General features: G+C 66.6%; 19 protein-coding genes. 10 read left to right on the plus strand and 9 right to left on the minus strand.

Going from position 1 to position 20,906, the window contains the following annotated elements; translation table 11 throughout:
- Positions 1 to 20: 20 nt before the first annotated feature.
- The 3 genes from pyk to Q362_RS19170 all read right to left on the minus strand — a co-directional run bounded on the left by pyk (position 21) and on the right by Q362_RS19170 (position 3,334).
- On the minus strand, positions 21 to 1,466 hold the full coding sequence (pyk, locus tag Q362_RS0104780) for a pyruvate kinase (RefSeq protein ID WP_028317756.1): 1,446 nt from the start codon (positions 1,464 to 1,466) through the stop codon (positions 21 to 23).
- A gap of 95 nt (positions 1,467 to 1,561) precedes the next feature.
- A complete protein-coding gene (locus tag Q362_RS0104785; RefSeq protein ID WP_028317757.1) occupies positions 1,562 to 2,578 on the minus strand; it encodes an alpha-hydroxy-acid oxidizing protein in 1,017 nt (338 codons plus the stop codon).
- Positions 2,579 to 2,923: 345 nt separating this feature from the next.
- Positions 2,924 to 3,334, minus strand: a complete 411-nt coding sequence (locus Q362_RS19170) for an acyl-CoA thioesterase (protein ID WP_051553679.1) — start codon at positions 3,332 to 3,334, stop codon at positions 2,924 to 2,926.
- Between the two features lie 173 nt (positions 3,335 to 3,507).
- Here Q362_RS19170 and radA point away from each other — a divergent pair, with 173 nt between their 5' ends.
- Genes radA through Q362_RS0104810 form a run of 4 tightly spaced genes read left to right on the plus strand, consistent with a single transcriptional unit; the run spans position 3,508 to position 7,760 of the window.
- On the plus strand, positions 3,508 to 4,872 hold the full coding sequence (gene radA / locus Q362_RS0104795; RefSeq protein WP_028317758.1) for a DNA repair protein RadA: 1,365 nt from the start codon (positions 3,508 to 3,510) through the stop codon (positions 4,870 to 4,872).
- A 60-nt stretch (positions 4,873 to 4,932) separates the two neighbouring features.
- Positions 4,933 to 6,351 (plus strand): dihydrolipoyl dehydrogenase, encoded by a 1,419-nt coding sequence (gene lpdA / locus Q362_RS0104800; RefSeq protein WP_028317759.1) that lies wholly within the window; start codon positions 4,933 to 4,935, stop codon positions 6,349 to 6,351.
- Positions 6,352 to 6,363: 12 nt separating this feature from the next.
- A complete protein-coding gene (pyrC, locus tag Q362_RS19175; RefSeq protein WP_051553681.1) occupies positions 6,364 to 7,401 on the plus strand; it encodes a dihydroorotase in 1,038 nt (345 codons plus the stop codon).
- Positions 7,395 to 7,760, plus strand: coding sequence for a translation initiation factor Sui1 (locus Q362_RS0104810; protein WP_028317760.1), 366 nt, complete (start codon positions 7,395 to 7,397; stop codon positions 7,758 to 7,760). The genes pyrC and Q362_RS0104810 overlap by 7 nt, the downstream gene beginning before the upstream one ends.
- Positions 7,761 to 7,895: 135 nt before the next feature.
- Here Q362_RS0104810 and Q362_RS24005 read toward each other — a convergent pair whose 3' ends face one another.
- Positions 7,896 to 8,120 (minus strand): hypothetical protein, encoded by a 225-nt coding sequence (locus tag Q362_RS24005; RefSeq protein WP_169737361.1) that lies wholly within the window; start codon positions 8,118 to 8,120, stop codon positions 7,896 to 7,898.
- Here Q362_RS24005 and nhaA point away from each other — a divergent pair.
- The 6 genes from nhaA to Q362_RS22040 all read left to right on the plus strand — a co-directional run bounded on the left by nhaA (position 8,034) and on the right by Q362_RS22040 (position 13,701).
- The gene (gene nhaA, locus Q362_RS0104815) at positions 8,034 to 9,416 is read left to right on the plus strand and encodes a Na+/H+ antiporter NhaA (protein ID WP_028317761.1); all 1,383 of its coding nucleotides are present in this window, start codon (positions 8,034 to 8,036) and stop codon (positions 9,414 to 9,416) included. The genes Q362_RS24005 and nhaA overlap by 87 nt on opposite strands.
- Positions 9,417 to 9,662: 246 nt before the next feature.
- Positions 9,663 to 10,082: a PadR family transcriptional regulator gene (locus Q362_RS19180; protein WP_169737362.1), complete on the plus strand. Its 420-nt coding sequence runs from the start codon at positions 9,663 to 9,665 to the stop codon at positions 10,080 to 10,082.
- 45 nt (positions 10,083 to 10,127) lie between these two features.
- On the plus strand, positions 10,128 to 11,099 hold the full coding sequence (locus Q362_RS0104825) for a radical SAM protein (protein WP_028317762.1): 972 nt from the start codon (positions 10,128 to 10,130) through the stop codon (positions 11,097 to 11,099).
- Positions 11,096 to 11,908: an ABC transporter permease gene (locus Q362_RS0104830; protein WP_035215652.1), complete on the plus strand. Its 813-nt coding sequence runs from the start codon at positions 11,096 to 11,098 to the stop codon at positions 11,906 to 11,908. Before Q362_RS0104825 ends, Q362_RS0104830 begins: the two co-directional genes overlap by 4 nt.
- The gene (locus tag Q362_RS0104835) at positions 11,898 to 12,725 is read left to right on the plus strand and encodes an ABC transporter ATP-binding protein (RefSeq protein WP_028317764.1); all 828 of its coding nucleotides are present in this window, start codon (positions 11,898 to 11,900) and stop codon (positions 12,723 to 12,725) included. Before Q362_RS0104830 ends, Q362_RS0104835 begins: the two co-directional genes overlap by 11 nt.
- Positions 12,718 to 13,701 (plus strand): ABC transporter substrate-binding protein, encoded by a 984-nt coding sequence (locus Q362_RS22040; protein WP_084312296.1) that lies wholly within the window; start codon positions 12,718 to 12,720, stop codon positions 13,699 to 13,701. The genes Q362_RS0104835 and Q362_RS22040 overlap by 8 nt, the downstream gene beginning before the upstream one ends.
- Before the next feature lie 141 nt (positions 13,702 to 13,842).
- On the opposite strand, the gene mltB is transcribed toward Q362_RS22040, so the two are convergent.
- The 5 genes from mltB to Q362_RS0104865 form a co-directional block, all read right to left on the minus strand.
- Positions 13,843 to 15,030, minus strand: a complete 1,188-nt coding sequence (mltB, locus tag Q362_RS0104845) for a lytic murein transglycosylase B (RefSeq protein ID WP_211248446.1) — start codon at positions 15,028 to 15,030, stop codon at positions 13,843 to 13,845.
- Between the two features lie 113 nt (positions 15,031 to 15,143).
- On the minus strand, positions 15,144 to 16,073 hold the full coding sequence (locus tag Q362_RS0104850; RefSeq protein ID WP_028317767.1) for a calcium/sodium antiporter: 930 nt from the start codon (positions 16,071 to 16,073) through the stop codon (positions 15,144 to 15,146).
- A 13-nt stretch (positions 16,074 to 16,086) separates the two neighbouring features.
- A complete protein-coding gene (locus Q362_RS0104855; RefSeq protein WP_028317768.1) occupies positions 16,087 to 17,139 on the minus strand; it encodes a 2-oxoacid:ferredoxin oxidoreductase subunit beta in 1,053 nt (350 codons plus the stop codon).
- Positions 17,136 to 18,992 carry a 2-oxoacid:acceptor oxidoreductase subunit alpha gene (locus tag Q362_RS0104860; RefSeq protein ID WP_028317769.1) on the minus strand — a complete coding sequence of 619 codons (1,857 nt, stop codon included), beginning with the start codon at positions 18,990 to 18,992 and terminating at the stop codon, positions 17,136 to 17,138. Before Q362_RS0104860 ends, Q362_RS0104855 begins: the two co-directional genes overlap by 4 nt.
- On the minus strand, positions 18,989 to 20,770 hold the full coding sequence (locus tag Q362_RS0104865) for an FAD-dependent oxidoreductase (protein WP_028317770.1): 1,782 nt from the start codon (positions 20,768 to 20,770) through the stop codon (positions 18,989 to 18,991). The genes Q362_RS0104860 and Q362_RS0104865 overlap by 4 nt, the downstream gene beginning before the upstream one ends.
- Positions 20,771 to 20,906 lie beyond the last annotated feature (136 nt).

Raw genomic sequence — 20,906 nt, forward strand, 5'->3', positions numbered from 1 at the left:
AGGCCGCGTCCCCGGCCGCCTTAGAGAATCTCCCGCAGGTCGATGATCTCCATCTTGTGGTTGCGGTCCGGGTTTTCCGGGGAGGGGCCCTCGGTCTGGATGATGCAGCTGCCGAGCAGCCGGTACTTCAGGGCGTAATCGCGGGCGTAGTCGGTCCAGTCCGCCGGGTGGTTGGGTTCGTAGATGGGAAAGACGCCGTAGGAGAAGAGCAGCTCCCGGCAGGTCTTTTTGTTGGAGCTGACCGCCATGATCCAGGTGGGCAGGCGGTAGCGCGACAGCCGCCGGGCGGTGAGGCCGCTGTCGGTGGGCGCGAGGATGGCGGCCACGGTGTCCGTCTGGCTGACGATGCTGTTGACGCTGGCGGCGATGTAGTCCACCTCGCGGATCTCGGTGAAAATCGGGTGTTCCGGGGTTTTGCGGTAGCTGTGACGCATGCGGTGGGGTTCGGTGGCCATGGCGATCTGGGCCAACATGCGGACCGACTCCAGCGGGTAGTGGCCCATGGCCGATTCCTCGGAGAGCATCACGCAATCGGTGCCGTCGAGGATGGCGTTGGCCACGTCGGTCGCCTCGGCCCGGGTCGGCCGCCGGTTGTTGGTCATCGATTCGAGCATCTGGGTGGCGGTGATCACCGGCTTGCCGAAGAGATTGGCCTTGGCGGTGATCATCTTCTGCATGATGGCGATCTCCTCGATGGGGATTTCCACCCCGAGGTCGCCACGCGCCACCATCACCCCGTCGGTGGCCTCCATGATCTCGTCGATTCTGGTCAGGATGGAGGCCCGCTCGATCTTGGCGATGATGAACGGCGCAAAGCCCATCTCCGTCGCGGCCCGTCGCACCGCCTGGATGTCGGCGGCGCTGTTGACAAAGGACTGGCTGATGGCGTCCACGCCGTGCTCCAGGGCGAACTGCATGCAGGCGCGGTCGTGCTCGGTGAAGGCGGAAATGCCCAGATCGATGCCCGGCAGGTTGAGCCCCTTCCGCGAGCGCAGCTTGCCGCCGACCAGCACCCGGCAATGGACCTCGCTGCCTTCGATGGACTCCACCTGCACCTGGATCAGGCCGTCGTTGATGAAGAGGATGTCGCCGGGCGACACGGCCCGCGGCAGTTCCTTCAGCGTCACCGAGACCCGTTCGCCGGTGCCGCTGACCTCCTCGGTGGTCAGGGTGAAGCGGCTGCCGATGGTCAGCTCGACCGGTTCCTCGGCCAGGGTGCCGATGCGGATTTTGGGGCCCGGCAGATCGGCCATGATGGCCACCGGCCGGCCCACCGCGGCGGCGGCCTCGCGGATACGGCGGATGGTGTCGCCGTGCACCCGGAAATCGCCATGGGAGAAGTTGAGCCGGGCGACGGTCATCCCGGCTGCCAGCATCTGCTCCAGCATGGCCGGGGCATCCGAGGCCGGGCCGATGGTGCAGACCAGTTTGGTTTTGCAGAGGGGCAGGGCGAGGGCGTTGTCCATACGATCATCCATGGCGTGAGTGATGGTGAATGAATGGCCGGGCCTGCCCGGCAGGGCCGCCGCCCGCGCGACGGGGCGCGGGACGGCGGGAAAATTCAGCGAAAGAGGATGGCGCGCGACACCTGGCTCACATCCGCCGTGCCGGTGAGCAGCATGGCCTGGAGCAGTTCGTTTTTGAACTGGTTGAGCATCAGGGCCACGCCCTCCCGGCCGCCGCCGAAGGCGGCCACGACCAGCGGCCGGCCGACGAGCACGGCGTCCGCGCCCAGGGCCAGCAGCTTGAGCACGTCGGCGCCGCTGCGCACGCCACCGTCGGCGAAGATGATCGTCCTGCCCTTGACCCGGTCGGCGATTTCGGCCAGGACCTCGGCCGCGCCGGGGGCGAAATCGAGCACCCGGCCGCCGTGGTTGGAAACCACGATCGCCGCCGCTCCGGCCCGCACCGCCGCCTCGGCCTCGTCAACGGTCATGATCCCCTTGACGATGAAGGGCAGTTTGGTGGCGCCGATCACTTCCTGCAGCTCCTCGAAGGTCTTGGGGCCCACCGGCTGGCCCTTCATGGCCATGGTCACCAGGCCGGCGCCGTCGACATCCATGCCCGTGGCCAGCACGCCGGCCTCTTCCGCCTCGCGGAGGTATTGCACAACCACCTCCTGGGCCCGCGGCTTGATGATGGCGATGGTGCTCGCCGGGTGCGCCTTGCCGGCCGCCAGCCCGCTGCCGTACATGGTCGGGTCGGCGCCGTCGCCGGTCATGGCGATGGTGCCGGCCTGGAGGGCGCCGGCCGCGAGTTCGGCCACGAACGCCTCCTCGGTCATGGCGCCGCCCATATTGTAGGTGGAACCGGTCATCGGCGCCACCAGAATGGGCATGGCCAGGGTTGTGCCCCACAGGGCGAGGGAAAGCGTGGGCTCCTTCACCGGGTGGATGGTCCGCATCTGCAGGCGCACCCGCGCCAGGGCCTCGACATTGGCCTTAAACGACGAGGCGGTGCCCAGGCCGCCCATGCCGGGCACCTCGCCGGCGCAGGCCCGGCCGTCGCAGACCGGGCAGACCCGGCAGAAGCCTTTCAGTTTGTGCCGGGCGTTTTCCCGGACGGTTTTCATGTCCATCGATGTTCCTCCTCTCCCGCGCGGGTCCGGCCGTACCGCGCCCCGGTTGCACGCCGCGACTGCGGGGAGATGTCTGTTCAGTCAGAGACGGTATGATCTATGCCCTGCCGCCGCGCAAGCGACCGGCAATGGAGCCGCCCTCCGCGCCCGGACCGGTCGTATTCATCCCGGCGGCCCGAACGGGCGGCCTTTCGTGCTTCCCCCTGTCTTTTCGTTGAGATCGGACCGACGAATCGCCTCAATCCGGTCGGTTGCGGTCGGCCCGATCTGGAGCAGTTCATACCACCGCGCGCACGTCGCGGCAAACAAAATGGCGAGCAGGACGCCGGCCTCGCCACGGGCCGGTCAGTGCCGGGCGAATTCCGCCAGGGACTGGTCCAGGGAATCGCGCAGCCGGCTGTCGATGGGCGCCGGATTGCCCTCGGCATCGATCTTGACGTAGACCATCCGGGTCGAGCAGACCAGTTCCTCCAGATCCTGGTCGAAATCGAACCGCCGCGCCTCGACGTCGATGGTCATGGAGGTGGTGCCGACCCTCTGCACGCTGGCGTAGATGCGCACGTGGTGGCTGATCTTGACCGGCCGCCGAAACAAAACCTCCTCCATTTTCAGGGTGACCATGGCCGGGGCGCGGCAGAGATAGCCGGCAAAGGCCGCCCCGGCCTCGTCCAGCCAGGACAGCATGGTGCCGCCGAAGAGGTTGCCGTTGAGGCCGATTTCGCTGGTGCGGCAGATTTTGGTGGCGACGTAATACATGGGATGCTCCAGTCGGTGAAGGTGGGCGGCGGCCGTTGGCGAACAGGTTGCGTTCGGCCATGGCGCATTGTATAAGCTATCATACGAGTTCAGCGCCGGAATGCCACGGGAAAAGACGCGGCCCGGCCGTCCTCCGCAGCCGTTTCTTCGAACTTTTTGACCCAGGATCGCCCATGCAGCCACCGAAAAAAGACGCGGCCCCGCTTTTTGTCTGCGGCCAGTGCGGTTTTGCCAGCCGCAAGTGGCTCGGCCGCTGTCCCGACTGCGGCGCCTGGGACAGCCTGACCGAACAGCGCCGGTCGACTGCGGCGCGGCCGGGCCGGACGCCGGCCACGGCCCAGCCCCTGGCCACGGCCGGCGAGGAGGAGTGCCTCCGCCTGGTGACCGGCATCGCCGAGATGGACCGGGTGCTCGGCGGAGGCATCGTGCCCGGTTCCCTGGTGCTGATCGGCGGCGATCCGGGAATCGGCAAGTCCACCCTGATCCTACAACTGCTCGCCTCGCTGGCGGCCAAGGGGCTGCAGGTGCTCTACGTCACCGGCGAGGAGTCCATGCGCCAGATCCGCATGCGCGCCAACCGGCTCAGCATCAAGGACGAGGCCATCTTCCTCTCGACCGAGAACTGCGTCGAGGCCATGATCGACCTGGCCGCCACCATGCGGCCGGCCCTGCTGGCAGTGGATTCGATCCAGACCGTGTACAGCGAGGAGGTCGGCTCGGCGCCGGGTTCGGTCACCCAGGTGCGCGAGGCCACGGCGCGGCTGCTGGCCCTGGCCAAGTCGAGCCACCTGCCGGTCCTGCTGGTCGGCCACGTCACCAAGGACGGCGCCATCGCCGGCCCGCGGGTCCTGGAGCACATGGTCGATACCGTGCTCTACTTCGAGGGCGACCGCGGCCAGGTGTTCCGCATCCTGCGCACGGTGAAGAACCGTTTCGGCTCCACCAACGAAATCGGCGTGTTCGAGATGCAGGAGAGCGGGCTGGCCGGGGTCGACAACCCCTCGGCGCTTTTCCTGGCCGAGCGGCCGGTCAATGTGCCGGGCTCGGTGGTCCTGCCCAGCGTCGAGGGCACCCGGCCGATCCTGGTCGAGGTCCAGGCCCTGGTCAGCCGCTCCAGCCTGGGCACGGCCCGGCGGACCGCCATCGGCGCCGATCCCCAGCGGCTGGCCCTGCTCACCGCGGTGCTGGAGAAGAAGCTGGGGGTGACCCTGTTCGACCACGACATCTTCCTCAACGTCGCCGGCGGCATCAGGATCATCGAGCCGGCCCTCGACCTGGGGGTGGTGGCGGCGCTGCTGTCCAGTTTTTTCGAAAAACCCATCGATCCGGCCACGGTGGTCTGCGGCGAGGTCGGCCTGGCCGGTGAGGTCCGGGCCGTGGGCCAGATGGAGATGCGGTTGCGCGAGGCCGGTCGCCTGGGCTTCACCACCTTTTTCATGCCCGAATCCTCGGCCCGCCAGTTGCGGGGCAAGAAGAAAGAAGTCCTGCGGCTCGTGCCGGTGCGCACCGTGGCCGAACTGGCCGAACACCTGTTTTGAGGCCTGCAACGCACTGTTTTGCCGGCTTGTCCTCCTGATTTTCCGAAGCGAGAGTTGTCCATGGAACATGCAATCGAAACCGGCGTCGCCATCCTCGGCGGCGGGCCGGGCGGCTATACGGCGGCCTTCCGCGCCGCCGACCTGGGGCTCGATGTCTGCCTGATCGAACAGGGCGGCCGGCTGGGCGGGGTCTGCCTCAATGTGGGCTGCATCCCGTCGAAAACCCTGCTCCATGCGGTTGCGGCCATCGAGGAGGCGCGGGCCGCGGCCGCCTTCGGCCTGCGGTTCGACGGGCTCGCCATCGACATCGAGGCCCTGCGGGCCCACAAGGCCAAGATCGTGGGACAACTGGCCGGCGGCCTGGACGGCCTGGCCAAGGCCCGCAAGATCACCCGGCTCACCGGCCGCGGCCGTTTTGCCGACGGCCGGACCCTGGTGGTCGACGGTCCGGCGGGGACGACCAGGGTCCGGTTCAACCAGGCGGTGATCGCCACCGGCTCGCGGCCGGCTCCTCTGACCGCTGCGCCGCGCGATCCCCGCATCTGGGACTCCACCGAGGCCCTGGCCCTGCCTTTGGTGCCGCCGCGGCTGCTGATCGTGGGCGGCGGCATCATCGGCCTGGAGATGGCCCAAGTCTACCACGCCCTGGGCGCCGCCATCACCATCGTCGAAAGCGAGCCGCAGATCATCCCGGCCGCCGACCGCGACGTGGTGCAGCCGCTTTTCCTGCACGTCAAAAACAGATACCAGATCCGGACCGGGACCAGGGTGGCGGCGATGACGGCCCTGGCCGAGGGCATCGAGGTAGGGCTGACCGGCGCGACCGAGGCCACCGAGGTGTTCGACGCCGTGCTGGTGGCGGTGGGCCGCCGGCCCAACACCGGCGGCCTCGGCCTGGAAGCGCTGGGCCTGGCGGCCGACGGGCGCGGCTTTCTTGCGGTCGATGGGCAACTGCGCACGGCAGTACCCCACATCTTCTCCATCGGCGACGTCACCGGCGAGCCGATGCTGGCCCACAAGGCCGTGCACCAGGGCAAGGTGGCCGCCGAGGCGATTGCCGGCCGGTCCTCGGTCTTTGCGCCCGCGGCCATCCCCTCGGTGGCCTACACCAGCCCGGAGGTCGCCTGGGTGGGGCTGACCGAGCGGGAGGCGGAACAGCGGGGCCTGGCCTGCGTCAAAGGCAAGTTTCCTTGGGGCGCCAGCGGCCGGGCGCTCACCGCCGGGGCCGGCATCGGAGTGAGCAAGGCCCTGTTCGACGCCGCCAGCGGCCGCCTGCTCGGGGCCGGCATCTGCGGGAGCAACGCCGGCGAGCTGATCCACGAGGCAACGCTCGCCCTGGAGACCGGCGCCACGGCCGAGACCATCGCCCGGACCGTGCACGCCCATCCCACCCTGGCCGAAACCTTTGCCGGCGCCGCCGAGGCCGCCTGCGGTTCGAGCACCGACCTGCTGCCGGCCAGGCCGCGAAAACGCACGTAACGGAGCGCGATCATGGAACTGACCCTCGACACCCCGCTCGACATGCACCTCCACCTGCGCGAGGGCGACATGCTCCGCCTGGTTGCCCCGTTCAGCGCCGCCCAGTTCGCCGGCGGGGTGGTCATGCCCAACCTGGTGCAGCCGGTGGACAGCCTGGAGCGGGTCCGCGCCTACCGGGCCGCCATTGCTGCGGCCTGCGGCGCCGAGCCCTTTGTCCCCTATATGACCCTGTTCTTCCGCGACTACAGCCGCGAGGAACTGGTCGCAGCCAAAGAGGAGATCATCGGCGTCAAGCTCTATCCGGCCGGGATCACCACCCAGAGCGAGGCCGGCGTGCGCGATTTCGACCGGATCGGCCCCACCGTGGCCCTGCTGGAGGAGTTGGACATCCCGTTGCTGGTGCACGGCGAAACCACCGGTTTCGTCATGGACCGGGAAGAGGAGTTCCTGGCGGTGTACCGGTGGCTGGCCGAAACCTTTCCCCGGCTGCGCCTGGTGATGGAACACATCACCACCGCCGCGGCAATCGAATTCCTCGACCGCTTCGAGACGGTGGCGGCCACGGTCACCCTGCACCACCTGCTGATCACCCTGGACGACGTGGCCGGCAGCCTGTTGCGGCCGGATCTGTTCTGCAAGCCCATCGCCAAGACGCCGCGCGACCGCGCCGCCCTGCGGCAGGCCGTGCTGGGCGGCCATCCCCGCCTGCTGTTCGGTTCCGATTCCGCCCCCCATCCCCGCCATAAAAAAGAATGCCTCGGCTGCGCCGCCGGGGTCTTCTCCGCCCCGGTGGCCCTGCCGGCCCTGGTGGAGCTGTTCGAGCAGGCCGGATGCCTGGAGCATCTGCCGGCCTTTGTCTCGGCCAATGCCCGCCGCCTGTACCGGATCGAGCTGCCGGCGAAGGGGGTGCGGCTGGCGCGGCTTCCCTGGCGAGTGCCGGAGCACTATGCAAGGGTTTGTCCGTTTCTTGCCGGTAAAACACTTGGTTGGAAGTTGGAAAACGATATGGCCGGTCCGGTTTCGATTGAAAGGGGGCAGGGAAGATGGTAACCAAAACCGCACGATCCGCCGTCCCGGTCTATTCCACCGGGCAGGGCAGGCTCTGCCCCGGATGCGGCCAACCGATGGCCTCGTGTTCCTGCAAGACGAAGGCGGCCGCCCCCAGGGGCGACGGTATCGTCCGGGTGGGGCGGGCGACCAAGGGACGCAAGGGCAGCGGCGTCACGGTGATCACCGGCCTTGCCCTGAACCCGGAGCAGCTCCGCGAACTGGCCGGTCGCCTGAAAAAGCAGTGCGGCGCCGGCGGCGCCGTCAAGGATGGCGCCATCGAGATCCAGGGCGACCACCGCGACCTGCTGATAACCACGTTGCAAGGGCTCGGCTACACCGTCAAACGGGCGGGCGGCTGACCACCGCCCCGGCTTCTTTCCGCGCATCATGCGCAGCTCGGAGCGGATGCCTTTCCGGTTGCGCCGCGACCCCGTCGTTGGCCCCTCGCCACCGTCCGCAGTGTGCCTCTATGCATCGATTCAGGAAAAAACAGTTCAAAAAACGGCAAGGACGAACGCCCGGCGCCACCTGATGCGGCGCGGCGTCCGCTCCTGCGCCACAATACGCATGCGGCCGTCCTTTTTTGCTGTCTGGGCGCTGATATCAATTTTTGCAACTGCACAAACACTTCCATGAAAGTCACCCCTGCCAAGACTTTTTTGCCCCCTGTCCAACGCCTTGCCGATAAGGCCTTTCTGGCTTTTGAGCGATTCATCCATGTCGAAGCCATGAGCGGCATTGTGCTGCTGGTGACCACCATCGCTGCCCTGGCCCTGGCAAATTCACCCCTTGCCGCTGATTTTGAGCAGTTCTGGCATCTGCCCCTGACCATCGGACTGGGGGACTACGTCTTCTCACACTCCCTGCACTTCTGGATCAACGACGTTCTGATGACGATTTTCTTCCTGGTCGTTGGCATGGAGATCCGCAAGGAGATGCATGACGGCGCCTTGGCGGATGTCAGGTCAGCCTCCCTGCCCTTCGTCGGCGCCGCCGGTGGTGTGATCCTGCCGGCCCTGATGTATCTCGCATTGAACACGGATGCCACGGTGCGGCATGGCTGGGCCGTGCCGACCGCCACGGACATCGCCTTTGCCGTGGGCATCCTCACGCTCCTGGGCAAGGCGGTGCCGTCTTCGGCGCGGATCTTCCTGCTGACCCTGGCCATTATTGATGATATTGTCGCGGTCCTGATCATTGCCTTGTTTTACTCGGGCGGCTTGGATGTCTCGGGCTTTTTCATCGCCGGCGGCGGCATTCTGGCGGTGTTTTTTCTGCAGTGGATCGGGGTGGGCTCGGCCTGGGCCTATATTCTGCCCGGTGTCCTGCTCTGGTACGGACTGCTGAAGACCGGCGCCCACCCGACCCTGGCGGGCGTTGTCCTTGGTCTGATCACGCCGACGCGACAAGTCAGAAAATCGGCCCCTCCCCCGGAGCTGGCCTCAGAGGCGATCATTGACTATGTCGAGAAAAAAAACGGCTCCCATGATCTGGCCGTCTTGATGCGCCCGGTCAAGCGTCTGCGCTATGCCCAGCGGGAACTTCTGCCGCCGGTGGTCCGCATCCAAATGATTCTGCATCCCTGGGTCGCTTTTATGGTCATGCCCCTGTTCGCCTTTGCCAATGCCGGGGTCAGCTTCGGCGATGTGCACCTGAGCGGAGGCGGTCCGGTGACGGTTTTTCTCGGCGTAAGCCTTGGTCTGGTCTTTGGCAAACCCATTGGTGTCTTTGCGCTGAGCTGGCTCTCGGTGCGGATGGGCTGGTGCAGCCTGCCTGCGGGCATGACCTGGAGTTGGGGTGTGCTGGTGGGGTTGTTGGCGGGTATCGGCTTCACCATGTCGATGTTTATTGCCAACCTGGCCTTTACCGACCAGGAATTGCTGAACGCATCCAAGGTGGGCATCCTGCTTGGCACGGTCATGGCCGGCATTGTGGGCCTGGTTTATGGGCGCTTGCTGATTGCGCACCGCAAGAAGAAGGGCGGGCAGCGCGGGGAGGAGACGTGCTGTTCTTGATGCCAAGCGGCGACCAGTGGAATCTCCTCTTGCGCCCGCGGGAGGCCTCGCCCCTTGCTGCTTTGCACAGCACAGTCCGGAGAAAAAAGGGATAGCCTCCGGGGTTCCTTGGGTATCGTCCCATATTTCCGTAAAAAAATGTGATTTTTTCCGGCGGACCTCCTGGCGGACAGGGAAAGGAGATTGACACCTGTCTTGATTTTTTATTATACAATGTCGAATACAAAACAAGGTCGGGTATCTGTTATGGCTGATTCTCTCGATAATTGCCCCTGCAGCGGCAAAAACATGAGCAACCTGGCGGCGCCCTGGGTGCTGCTGACCCTGTACCGGCAACCCGCCCTGCACGGGTACGAGCTGACCCGCATCATCCGCGCGCACATCGAGGCGGCAGGGATGCATATCAACATGACCGGTCTCTACCGGCATCTGAATATGCTGGAAAAGCGCGGCATGCTGGTTTCGCAATGGGATACGGAGTCGAGCGGGCCGGCTAAGCGACGGTATGTCTTGACCGAAGATGGCAAGGCCTGCCTGCAGCGCTGGCTTAAAACCTTGAACATGCAGGCGCAGCTGATCGAGGCCTTTTTTGATCAGGCGCAGGGCCTCCTGCACCGGGGCGCCTTGCCCATGGCCGGGGACGCATCGACGTCGTGTTGCCGGTAGGGTTCCGGGCAGGTGGGCGTATCAAGCGGAAAAGAAGGAGTTTGTATGCACGATGCCCCCATGGGTGCCGACAGGGTACCCGAGAACGAATCCGAAGCGCTTCTTGATACGCGCATCAGCGACAAGCGGATCAACCCTCTCCTGGCCCGCGCCGATGCCATGACGCGCGAACTTTCCGGCAGCCGGGGCTATATCTGGACAGCCATCGGCATCGACAGCACCCCCTGCGGGATGGGCTGTTCCTTTTGCAGCCATGCCACCAAGTGGGACGCCTATCAGGACTCCCCGCCGCTTTCTGCCGAGGCGATTGTCGCCAGGGCGGGTGCGTTGGCGGACGGCGGGTCCGACTTTGTCGTTTTGCGCACGACGCAATTCTACGACCTGAACCGGTTGCTCATGCTGGGGAGACGCGTCCGGGACCGGATCGGCGACGACATGCACCTGGTCGTCAATACCGGCGAAATGGATGCCGATACGGTCAGGGCGCTCAAGGATGCCGGTTTCTCCATGGTCTATCACGTCGTGCGCCTGCGCGAAGGCATCGACACCGGCCATACCGTGGAGATGCGTCTGCGCACCATTGAAACCGCCCTGGCCGGCGGCCTGGAAGTGCAGTATCTCATCGAACCGCTGGGGCCGGAGCATTCGCCCGCGGAAATCCTGACCGAGGCGCGGCGCGCCAGGTCCATCGGCGCTTCCGGAACCGGCGTCATGGCCCGGGTCTCCGTCATGGGCACCCCGCTGGCGCATCTGGGCCAGGTGTCGGAAGCCTATCTGCGGCGGGTCGCGGCCGTGGCCCGGCTGGAATACCCGGACGGAGGAGTGCACCTGTGCGTGCACCCCCCCACGCCCAGTGTCCTTCGCTGCGGCAGCAATACCATCATCGTCGAACAGGCCGCCAATCCCCGCGACACCAAGTCGAGCACCGGTCCCTGGCGCGGATTCGACCTGCCCACGGCACGGGCCACGCTCCAGGCGGCGGGGTTCGCTGTCCGCCCCGCCAGGGAATCGCATTGAGTCCGGCAGGGAAGAAGGAAAACAGGAGCCGGCTGATAGGATATTCCCTGGGCGCATGGATTTTCGGCATCGGCCTGTGGCAGGCGGTGGCCTGGACCGTCACCGCCGCACGCGGCGTTCCTTTCCCGACGCCCTGGGAATGCGTGACGGTTGTGTGGGAAATGGCTCACGGCACCGTCTTCCTGGAGTACACCATTTACCATCATACCCTGGTCAGTCTGGCGCGGTGGGCCGAGGGCTTCGGCATCGGCCTGGCAACCGGGCTCGCCTACGCGCTCCTCGCCGGCGGGTGGGTTCCGGTTCGCCGAGTGACCATGCCGACCGTCGAAGTGTTGCAGGTCATTCCGGGGTTGGCCTGGATTCCGGTGGCCATCCTGCTGTTCGGGCTCAATCAGACGGCGACCGTGGCGATCATCGCGCTCACCACCTTCCCGGCACTGGCCATTGCGGGAGTCATGGGGGTGCGGAGCGTGGACTCGCATTATGTGCGTGCCGGCCGCATGTGTGGAGCCGGCCCCTGCGCGCTCCTCGCCACGGTCTTCCTGCCCGGCGCGCTGCCGCATCTGCTCAGCGGACTGCGCATCGCGCTTGGCGCCGCCTGGCGGGTCCTGGTGGCGGCGGAGATGATCGTCGGCTCCGGCGACGGTCTCGGCTATGCCATCATCCAGTCGCGCTGGACCATGGATTACGCGTCGGCTTTTGCCTGCATCGCCATCATCGCCGCGCTTGGTTTGGGGATGGAACGAGTGCTGCTGTTGCCGCTCGAACGGCGGACCGTGGAACACTGGGGGATGAGCCATGACCAATGACCCCATCCTCGAACTCAGGCAGGTGCGCAAGGTGTTCCCCGAACAGGGGCGGCAAGAGGCCGTCGTCGCCCTCGATGGGCTGGATTTGATCCTGAACGCCGGGGAATTCGTGGCCATCGTCGGGGCCAGCGGCAGCGGAAAATCGACCCTTGTCGACCTCGTTGCCGGCTTCACGCAGCCCACCTCCGGCACGGTGACCGTCAAGGGGAAACCGGTCCGCGCGCCCGGACCCGACCGGGTCGTGGTCTTCCAGGATCACGCCGTTTTTCCCTGGTACACCGCCCTGGACAACGTCGCCTATGGGCTGCGCCGCCAGGGAATGCGACGCCGGCGGGCCAGGGAACGCGCCCGGGAAGCGCTCTGCCAGGTCGGCCTGCAGGACTTCGCCCATGCCTATCCGGCGGCGCTGTCCGGTGGCATGCGGCAGCGCGTGGCCCTGGCCCGCGCGCTTGTCCTTCGTCCCGACATCCTGCTGCTGGACGAACCCTTCGCCTCCCTCGACGCCGTCATGCGTTCCCGGCTGCAGGACGAGCTGACCGGGCTTTGGCGACAGTTCGGCTGGACCGTGCTCTTCGTCACGCACATCCTGACGGAAGCCGTGTACCTGGCGGACCGGGTCGTCGTCCTCGACCGGCCGCCGTCGGGACTGCGCGCCATTGAGCGCATCGGGCTGCCACGGCCGAGAAACCGCCTGGATGCACGGCTCGCGGAACAAACGGAGGAATTGAGGGCCAGGATGGGCGGCTCTCTGGACACGTTCAACGGCGAGACGCAAGCCGGTCAAAGACAAAGACAGGAGGAGAGATATTATGCGTGAGCGGCAAAGAACACGCATCGTCATGCTGCAGATGCTGCCCGCCTTGCTCCTCCTGTTCCTCGCAGGGTGCGAAAACGCTCCACCACAACAGGATGAAAAAACTGTCTGCCGGCTCGCCTATACGGCCAAGGGCTATTATGCGCCACAATTTTTGGCCTCGCGCAACGGCTGGTTCGAGGCCACCGGGGTGACCGTGCAGGACGTTCCCCTGGGGATGAGCGCCGGCATCGCCGGGGCCGAGGCTTTGGTCAGCGACAGCGCCGACGTGGCGGTCATGGGGGATGTCCCGGCCCTGATCGCCCTGGCCGGCAATCGGGACTGCGTGCTCATAGCGGCCTACGGGGGCGGCGAAAAGATGCATTCGATCATCGCCGCCGGGAAGGCAGGCATCGTCCAGGCCACCGACCTCGCCGGCAAGCGCCTCGGCGTCCAGTTCGGTTCCAGCACCCATGGAGCGGTGTACCTCTACCTGGAGCGCAATGGCGTCGAGCCGGCGGCGGTGACACTGGTCAACATGCCGCAAAAGGATCTCATCGAAGGGCTGCTCAGCGGCTCCATCGACGCCCTCGCCGCATCCGAACCGACACCGACCCTTGCCCTGCAAAAGGCCCCCGGTGCACACGAGGTCGCCACCCTTTCGGGCCTGGGCAACGATTATCCACTGCTCCTGGTGGCAACCAGGGCCTTCGCCGACGCCCATCCCGACGCCATCCGGGTCGTTGTGGCCGGAACGCGCAAGGCCGTCGACTGGATCAATGCCGAGCCGGACGCCGCCGGAGCCGCAACGGCTGCGGTCACGGGGGCGCCGGCCGCCCTGGAGGCCGACATGTTCCGCAAGATGGAATGGCGGGTTCGACTGGATGACCAAACCATCGACAGCTTGAATACCACCGCTGCTTTTCTTCATAAGATCGGAAAGTTGAAGCGGATTCCCGATTTGAGGGCACATTCGAGACCGGCATTCGTGCAGCCATAGCGGAGCAGCGGGACCGCCGCGGTTGGGCCGTATCTGGGCGCCCCCCTGATGCCGGCCTCGCCAGGCGAGCGGCCAGACGGAATGACGGGTATCGTCGCTTGGCTGTGCGTAGTTCCGTGCGACCGGCCGCCGCGTCCCGGCCTAGAGTCTCCGCCTGAACGTCTGGGCCAGTTCATGCACCGCCATGGCGTAGTAGGTGCTGTTGTTGTAGCGGGTGATGGTGTAGAAGTTGGGATGCCCGATCAGGTACTGATCGTAGCCGGCATGGCGGAGGAGCAGCAGCCGCAGGGGGCCGTCGTCGCTGCACGGCCGCGCCGGCTGCAACCCGGCATGGCGGAGGTCGGCGAGGCTGTATTGGGGCGAGAGCCCCGGTTCCAGACCGACCCGGCCGTTGGCCTGGAGGGGCGTGACGATCGGATGGCCGGCCCGCCAGCCGTGCTGGGCAAAGTAGTTGGCCACGCTGCCGATGGCGTCTTCCGCGTCCCACAGGTCCCGGCGGCCGTCGCCGTTGAAATCCACGGCCCAGCGCAGAAAGCTGCCGGGCATGAACTGCCCCAGCCCCATGGCCCCGGCATAGGAGCCCAGCGGCCGGGCCGGGTCGATGCCCTCGTCCCTGGCCATCACCAGGAAGTTCTCCAGTTCGCCGCGAAAATAGTCGCCGCGCCGGGCATAATCGAAGCCCAGCGTGGTCAGGGCGTCGAGTACCCGGTCCTTGCCGACATAGCTGCCGAAGGTGGTCTCCACCGCCAGGATGCCCAGGATATATTCCGCCGGCACGCCGTACTGCCGGGTGGCGCGCTGCAGGGTGCCTTGATGGCGGCGGGCGAAGTCGACACCGGCGCCGATATGGCGCTCGTCGAGGAATTTGGCCCGGTAGCGGGTCCAGCCGCCGACGGCCGGGGGACCTTTCAGTTCCTGATCCGACTTGGTGAGGTAGTCGAGGGTCCAGTTCTTACGCCGGGCCTGGGAAAACAAGCCCAGCAGGTATTCCCGCTCGAAACCGTGCTGCTCCACCATCCGGTCGACGAACTGGTGCAGGCCGGCGTAGCCGGCGAAATCGCCGGTGAGCTGGCGGGCGTGATAGGCGCCGACGCAACGGCGGGCCATGGTCCGGTCCGGTGCCACCCGTGCTTCGGGCCTGATGGCGACTTGCGGCGCCAACCGGCCCGGCGGCGGCTGCTCCGCGCATCCGGCACAGCCGAGGAGCAGCAGCATGGCGCAGGTCGCCACCAGGGTCCGGCCCGGTTTGCACGAGCGGGACGACGGCGGGGACGGCCGTTGCGTACGGGGAGCGGGCGATAGGGAATGGCGGTGCAGGGGCGTGTCCATGGCGGGGCGATTCCGAAGCGAAGAGGTTCAAAGTGGGGGAGTGCGCCGCTTGGGGCGACGATGCCGATAAAAATAAAGGAAATCTCTTCGTTGGGGAAGAGGAATAGACGCGATCAGGGCCGAAAGGCCAGCACCGTGTACAGGGAGAAGCCGTAGAGCAGGAGCAGCAGCACGCCCCGGTTGCGGTGGATGGCGCCGCTGCGTGTCGGATAGGTGAGTGCCAGGGCCAGGAAGCCGAAGAACAGGGACAGCATGACCCCGCCGCGGTCGACAACGGCGATGGGGGCGATGATGGCCGCCACCGGCACGATCAGCAGGCCGTTGAAGATGTTGCTGCCCAGGATGGTTCCCAGGCCGACTTCGTCGTGGCCGCGCAGCTTGGCGATGATCGCCGTCGCCAGCTCGGGCGTGGATGTGCCGATGGCCACCACCGTGAGGCCGACCGTGAAATAGTCCATGCCCAGGGACAGGGCGATGCCCTCGGCGCCCGCCACGATCAGGTTGCCGGCGAGAACGAGCAGGGCCAGGCCGCCAAGGCAGGAGCAGACGATCCGTCCCCGCCGGTGTTCCCCGAGCACGGCCTCCGTGGCGCTGCGCTGCCTGCGCGCCTCGATCATGGCGAGGACCAGCCACGCCAGGAACAGGCCGAAGAGCAGCAGACCGTCAAAGCGGGAAAGTTGGCCGTCGAGAACGAGCAGGCCGGTGCAGGGAGGGACCAGCAGGGCAACGGGAAAGTCGCGCCTGATGCTGTCGCGCGGACTTTGGATGCCGGAAATGACCAGGGCCAGGGCCAGGATCAGGGCCACATTGACGATGTTGCTGCCCAGGACGTCGCCGAGGGCGATCTGGGGATTGCCCGCCAGGGCGGCGTTGATCGCCACGGACAGCTCGGGGCTCGAGGTGGCGAAGGCGGCCACCACCGCGCCGATGATCCCCGGCGAAATCCGCAGCCAATGGGCCAGGCCGACCGTGCCGCGGACGAACAGCTCGCCGCCGACCCCGGCGCAGACGATGCCCGCCAGCAGGGCGGCGTACTCGTGCATGGGCGCGCCGCGCTCACCGATGGGCGGCGTTGATCGCCTCCAGGACCGGGCTGCCGGGGCAGAGATCGGCCTCGGTCAGGCTGTTGAGCGGCCTTTCGCAGGTGTGGAGGATGTCGTGGGTGTCGGCCGAATCCGGGTTGGCGTAGAGCACGCCGGTGAGAATCACCCCCTGGGCCTTGTGGTCCTCCAGGTTGTCGATGGCCTGGCGGCGGTCGGTGATGTCCGGGGCGTCGCGGTGCTTGTGCAGGTGGATCACCGAGTTGTCGTGCAGGACCACCTCCTGCACGGTCTCGTCGGCGTATTCGGCGGTGATGGGCCGGCGGAAGGGCACCAGGTCGAAGGTGTTGGTGGCCTCGCTGTGCTCGCGAACCCAGTGGTAGCTCTTGGTCGATTCCGGGTTGTTGTTGAAGGTGACGCAGGGCGAGATCACGTCGATGAACGACATGCCCCGGTGCGACAGGCCGGCCTTGATCAGCGGCACCAGCTGCTGCTTGTCGCCGGAAAAGCTGCGGGCCACGAAACCGGCCCCCAACTGGATGGCCAGCTCGCACAGGTCGATGGACTCCAGCTCGTTGACCCCGCCCTTCTTGCCCTTCGACCCCTTGTCGGCGGTGGCCGAGTACTGGCCCTTGGTCAGGCCGTAGCAGCCGTTGTTCATCACGATGTAGAGCATGTCGAGGTTGCGGCGGACCGCATGGATGAACTGGCCCATGCCGATGGAGGCGGTGTCGCCGTCGCCGGAAACGCCCAGGTAGATCAGGTCGCGGTTGGCCATGTTGGCGCCGGTGGCGATGGAGGGCATGCGGCCGTGCACCGAGTTGAAGCCGTGCGATTTGCCGAGGAAATAGGCCGGGCTTTTGGAGGAGCAGCCGATGCCGGACATCTTGACGATGCGGTGCGGCGGCAGGGCCAGCTCGAAGCAGGCCTGGACGATGGCGTTGCAGATGGAATCGTGGCCGCAGCCGGCGCATAAGGTGGAGATGCCGCCCTCGTAGTCCTGGCGGAGGTAGCCGGCGGCATTGGGCGGCAGTTCGGGATGACGGAAGGCGGGGCGGAAAAAGGTCATCGGGTGCCTCCTTGGTCGGGAGCGGTTTTGGGGAGGATGACGCCGCGTTCGGCCAGGGCCTCCTCCAGGGCGCGGGTGAGAAAGCGGCTGGCCACGGGCAGGCCGTCGTAGCTGGCGATGGGCACCAGCCTGGCCGCGGGCAGGCTGCCCTCGTTGATCAGCAGGGTCCGCATCTGGCCGTCCCGGTTCTGCTCGATGACGAACACCAGTTCGTGGGCGAGGACGAAATCGAGCACCTCCTGCTGGAAGGGGAAGGCGCGGATGCGCATGCTGTTGACCGCGATGCCCCGGCGGTGCAGGAGCTCGATGGCCTCGTAGGCCGCCGGGGTGGTGCTGCCGTAGAAGACCACGCCCAGCCGGGCCTCGGCGTTGGTCATCTTGATCCGGGCCAGGGGCAGCAGCCGCTTGACGGTCTCCCATTTCAGCCGCAGCCGTTCCATGTTGCGGACATAGGTGTCGCCGTCCTCGGAATAGGCTGAGTATTCGTCCCGCGAGGTGCCCCTGGTGAAATAGACGCCCTTGTCGGGATGGGTGCCGGGATAGGTGCGGGAGCAGATGCCGTCGCCGTCGGTGTCGCGGTACCGGCCCCATCTGGCGGCGAGGGCGTCGAGCTGGGCGGCGTTCAGCACCTTGCCCCGGTCGTATTGCCGATTTTCGTCCCAGGCGAGCGGCGGGCCGTAGTGGTCGTTCATGCCCAGGTCGAGGTCGCTCATCACGATCACCGGCGTCTGCAGCCGCTCGGCCAGGTCGAAGGCATCGGCGGTCATCTCGAAGCATTCCCTGGGATCGCAGGGAAAAAGGAGCGGATGCTTGGTGTCGCCGTGGGAGGCATAGGCGCAGGTGAGCAGGTCGGACTGCTGGGTGCGGGTGGGCATGCCGGTGGAGGGGCCGGCCCGCTGCACGTCGATGAGCACCGCCGGGATCTCGGCGAAGTAGGCCAGGCCGAGGAATTCGCTCATCAGCGAGATGCCGGGGCCGGAGGTGGCGGTGAAGGCGCGGGCCCCGTTCCAGGAGGCGCCGATGACGATGCCGATGGCGGCCAGTTCGTCCTCGGCCTGGACGATGGCCGCCTTGAGGCGGCCGGTGTTGTCCTCGGTCCGGAACTGTTCGGCGAAGCGGCCGAAGGCCTCGATGATCGAGGTGGACGGGGTGATCGGATACCAGCCCACCACGGTGGCGCCGGCAAAGATCGCCCCCAGGGCGGTGGCGCTGTTGCCGTCCATCATGACGGCGTCGCCCACCCGGTCGCTCCGGCGCACCGTGAGCTTGCAGGCGCCGGCGTGATGGTCGCGGGCGTAGGAGAACCCCAGTTCCAGGGCCCGGATGTTGGGCTCGGCCAGGGCGGGATTCTTGCGGAACTGCTTGCGCAGGGAATCGGCGAGCACCTCGAACTCCATGTCGAGCAGGGCCGCCAGCGCGCCGACATAGATGATGTTCTTGAGCAGGGGCCGCATCCTGACGTTGTCGAAGGCCTCGTTGCAGATCGTGGTCAGGGGGACGCCGATGGCCGTGACGTCGTCGCGCCGGAAATCCTCGGGCAGCGGCCGGGACGAATCGTAGACGAAATAGCCGCCGGGGACCAGGCCGTCGTAATCCTGCCGCATGGTCTGGCCGTTGATCGCCACCACCATATCGACATCGCCCCGCCGGCCGACATGGCCGCGCTCGTTGACCCGCACCTCGTACCAGGTGGGCAGTCCCTGGATGTTGGAGGGGAAGATGTTCTTCGGGCTGACCGGCACGCCCATGCGGAACACCGCCTTGGCGAACAGGTTGTTGGCGCTGGCTGAGCCGGAGCCGTTGACCGTGGCGAAACGGACGACGAAATCGTTGACGCTTTCCAGTTGCTTCATGGTTGTCCCGCCTGCGCTGAAAGGTAGAGGAACTTCTGCATCTCCCAGGCCGAGGTCGGGCACCGCTCGGCGCAGAGCGAGCAGTGCAGGCAGACGTTCTCGTCCTTGACCATCACCTTGCCGCTGGCCACGGGCACGGAAACATACAGGCTTTGCTCCGGATTGGCGGCCGGCGCCTTGAGCCGGGTGCGGAGTTCTTCCTCCGGGCCGTTGTCGATGAAGTTGATGCAGCTCTCCGGGCAGACGTCGACGCAGGCGTCGCATTCGATGCAGAGATCGGCCCGGAACACGGTCTGCACGTCGCAGTTGAGGCAGCGCAGCGCTTCGGCCTGGCCGACCTGCCGGTCGAAACCGAGTTCCACCTCCAGAAGCCGGTCCTTCAACGACTTGGCCTTGGCGAGCATGGGCACGGCCTGGCGCTCGGTGGTCGTCACCTGATTGTGGTAGAGCCAGTCGTGCACGCCCATCTGCTGGCCGGCCAGGTTGACCTGGGGCGCGGGCCGGTTGCGGAGCGACTCGCCCCGGCAGAAGAGGTCGATGGAGATGGCCGCCTGATGGCCGTGGGCCACGGCGGTGATGATGTTGCGCGGGCCGAAGGCGGCGTCGCCGCCGAAGAAGACCTGGGGCAGGGAGGATTGCAGGGTGAGCGGATCGAGCACCGGCAGGCCGTACTTGTCGAACTCGATGCCCGCGTCCGCCTCGATCCAGGGAAAGGCGTTCATCTGGCCGACCGCCAGCAGGACCGCGTCGCAGGGGAAGAACACCGGCTCCTCGCCGGTGGGCTCGGTCCGCAGACGGCCGACGGCATCCGGCCCGGAGCGCATTTTCTCAAAGCGCATGCCCACCAGTCGGCCATCCTCGATGACGAAGTCGAGGGGGGAGTGATTGTCGACAATCGGGATATCCTCGCCCAGGGCATCCTCGATTTCCCAGGGCGAGGCCTTCATCTCGGCCCGCGGGCTGCGCACCATCACCCGCACATCGGTGCCGCCCAGGCGGCGGGCGGTGCGGCAGCAGTCCATGGCGGTGTTGCCGCCGCCGATCACCAGCACCCGCTTGCCGATCGAGGTGACGTGGCCGAAGATCACCCCGGCCAGCCAATTGAGGCCGACGTGAATCCAGGCATCGCCCTCTTGGCGGCCCGGCAGGTCGGGCAGATCGCGGCCGCGCGGCGCGCCGGTGCCGACGAAGAGGGCGTCGTAGCCCTTGGCCAGCATGGCCCGCATGCTCTCCACCCGGTGATTGAAATAAGTGGTCACCCCCATGTCGAGGATGTAGTTGACCTCGGTGGCCAGCACCGCCTCGGGCAGGCGGAAGGAGGGCAACTGGCTGCGCATGAAGCCGCCGCCCTTGTCCTGCTCGTCGTACAGATCGATGCTGTAGCCCAGCGGCATCAGGTCGCGGGCCACGGTCAGCGAGGCCGGGCCGCCGCCGATGAGGGCGATCCGCTTGCCGTTTTTCTCGTGCGGAATGGCGGGAAAGCGGGCGGTGACGCCGAGGTCGCGGTTGTCGGCGCAGAGCCGTTTCAGGCGGCAGATGGCCACCGGCTCCTTTTCCACCCGGCCCCGGCGGCAGGCCGGTTCGCAGGGCCGGTCGCAGACCCGGCCCAGAACGCCGGGAAAGACGTTGGACACCCAGTTGACCATGTAGGCGTCGGTGTACCGTTTCTCGCTGATCAGGCGGATGTATTCCGGCACCGGGGTGTGGGCGGGGCAGGCGAACTGGCAGTCGATCACCTTGTGGAAATATTCCGGGTCCTCGATATCTGTCGGTTTCACGGACGGCGCTCCTGGGCTGACAAGGCGGAAACTTATGGGAATAGTTACTAGATTTTAAAATAGAAGAAAAGAGGGGACAAGGAAAGGCTTTTCATCCATCCGGCGGAGAAAATCCCGAATTGTCCGCACGCAGGGC

This window comes from Desulfobulbus elongatus DSM 2908 (assembly GCF_000621145.1).
GTDB classification, from domain to species: Bacteria; Desulfobacterota; Desulfobulbia; order Desulfobulbales; family Desulfobulbaceae; genus Desulfobulbus; species Desulfobulbus elongatus.

Coding starts and splice junctions, on each gene's coding strand:
- Q362_RS24005 (WP_169737361.1), bottom strand. CDS start 8,120: ATGGATGAATCGCTCAAAAGCCAGAAAGGCCTTATCGGCAAGGCGTTG.
- Q362_RS0104860 (WP_028317769.1), bottom strand. CDS start 18,992: ATGAAGCAACTGGAAAGCGTCAACGATTTCGTCGTCCGTTTCGCCACG.
- Q362_RS0104785 (WP_028317757.1), bottom strand. CDS start 2,578: ATGGACATGAAAACCGTCCGGGAAAACGCCCGGCACAAACTGAAAGGC.
- Q362_RS0104835 (WP_028317764.1), top strand. CDS start 11,898: ATGACCAATGACCCCATCCTCGAACTCAGGCAGGTGCGCAAGGTGTTC.
- Q362_RS0104825 (WP_028317762.1), top strand. CDS start 10,128: ATGCACGATGCCCCCATGGGTGCCGACAGGGTACCCGAGAACGAATCC.
- Q362_RS0104855 (WP_028317768.1), bottom strand. CDS start 17,139: ATGACCTTTTTCCGCCCCGCCTTCCGTCATCCCGAACTGCCGCCCAAT.
- nhaA (WP_028317761.1), top strand. CDS start 8,034: ATGAAAGTCACCCCTGCCAAGACTTTTTTGCCCCCTGTCCAACGCCTT.
- mltB (WP_211248446.1), bottom strand. CDS start 15,030: ATGGACACGCCCCTGCACCGCCATTCCCTATCGCCCGCTCCCCGTACG.
- lpdA (WP_028317759.1), top strand. CDS start 4,933: ATGGAACATGCAATCGAAACCGGCGTCGCCATCCTCGGCGGCGGGCCG.
- Q362_RS22040 (WP_084312296.1), top strand. CDS start 12,718: ATGCGTGAGCGGCAAAGAACACGCATCGTCATGCTGCAGATGCTGCCC.
- Q362_RS0104810 (WP_028317760.1), top strand. CDS start 7,395: ATGGTAACCAAAACCGCACGATCCGCCGTCCCGGTCTATTCCACCGGG.
- pyrC (WP_051553681.1), top strand. CDS start 6,364: ATGGAACTGACCCTCGACACCCCGCTCGACATGCACCTCCACCTGCGC.
- Q362_RS19180 (WP_169737362.1), top strand. CDS start 9,663: ATGGCTGATTCTCTCGATAATTGCCCCTGCAGCGGCAAAAACATGAGC.
- Q362_RS0104850 (WP_028317767.1), bottom strand. CDS start 16,073: ATGCACGAGTACGCCGCCCTGCTGGCGGGCATCGTCTGCGCCGGGGTC.
- Q362_RS19170 (WP_051553679.1), bottom strand. CDS start 3,334: ATGTATTACGTCGCCACCAAAATCTGCCGCACCAGCGAAATCGGCCTC.
- radA (WP_028317758.1), top strand. CDS start 3,508: ATGCAGCCACCGAAAAAAGACGCGGCCCCGCTTTTTGTCTGCGGCCAG.
- pyk (WP_028317756.1), bottom strand. CDS start 1,466: ATGGACAACGCCCTCGCCCTGCCCCTCTGCAAAACCAAACTGGTCTGC.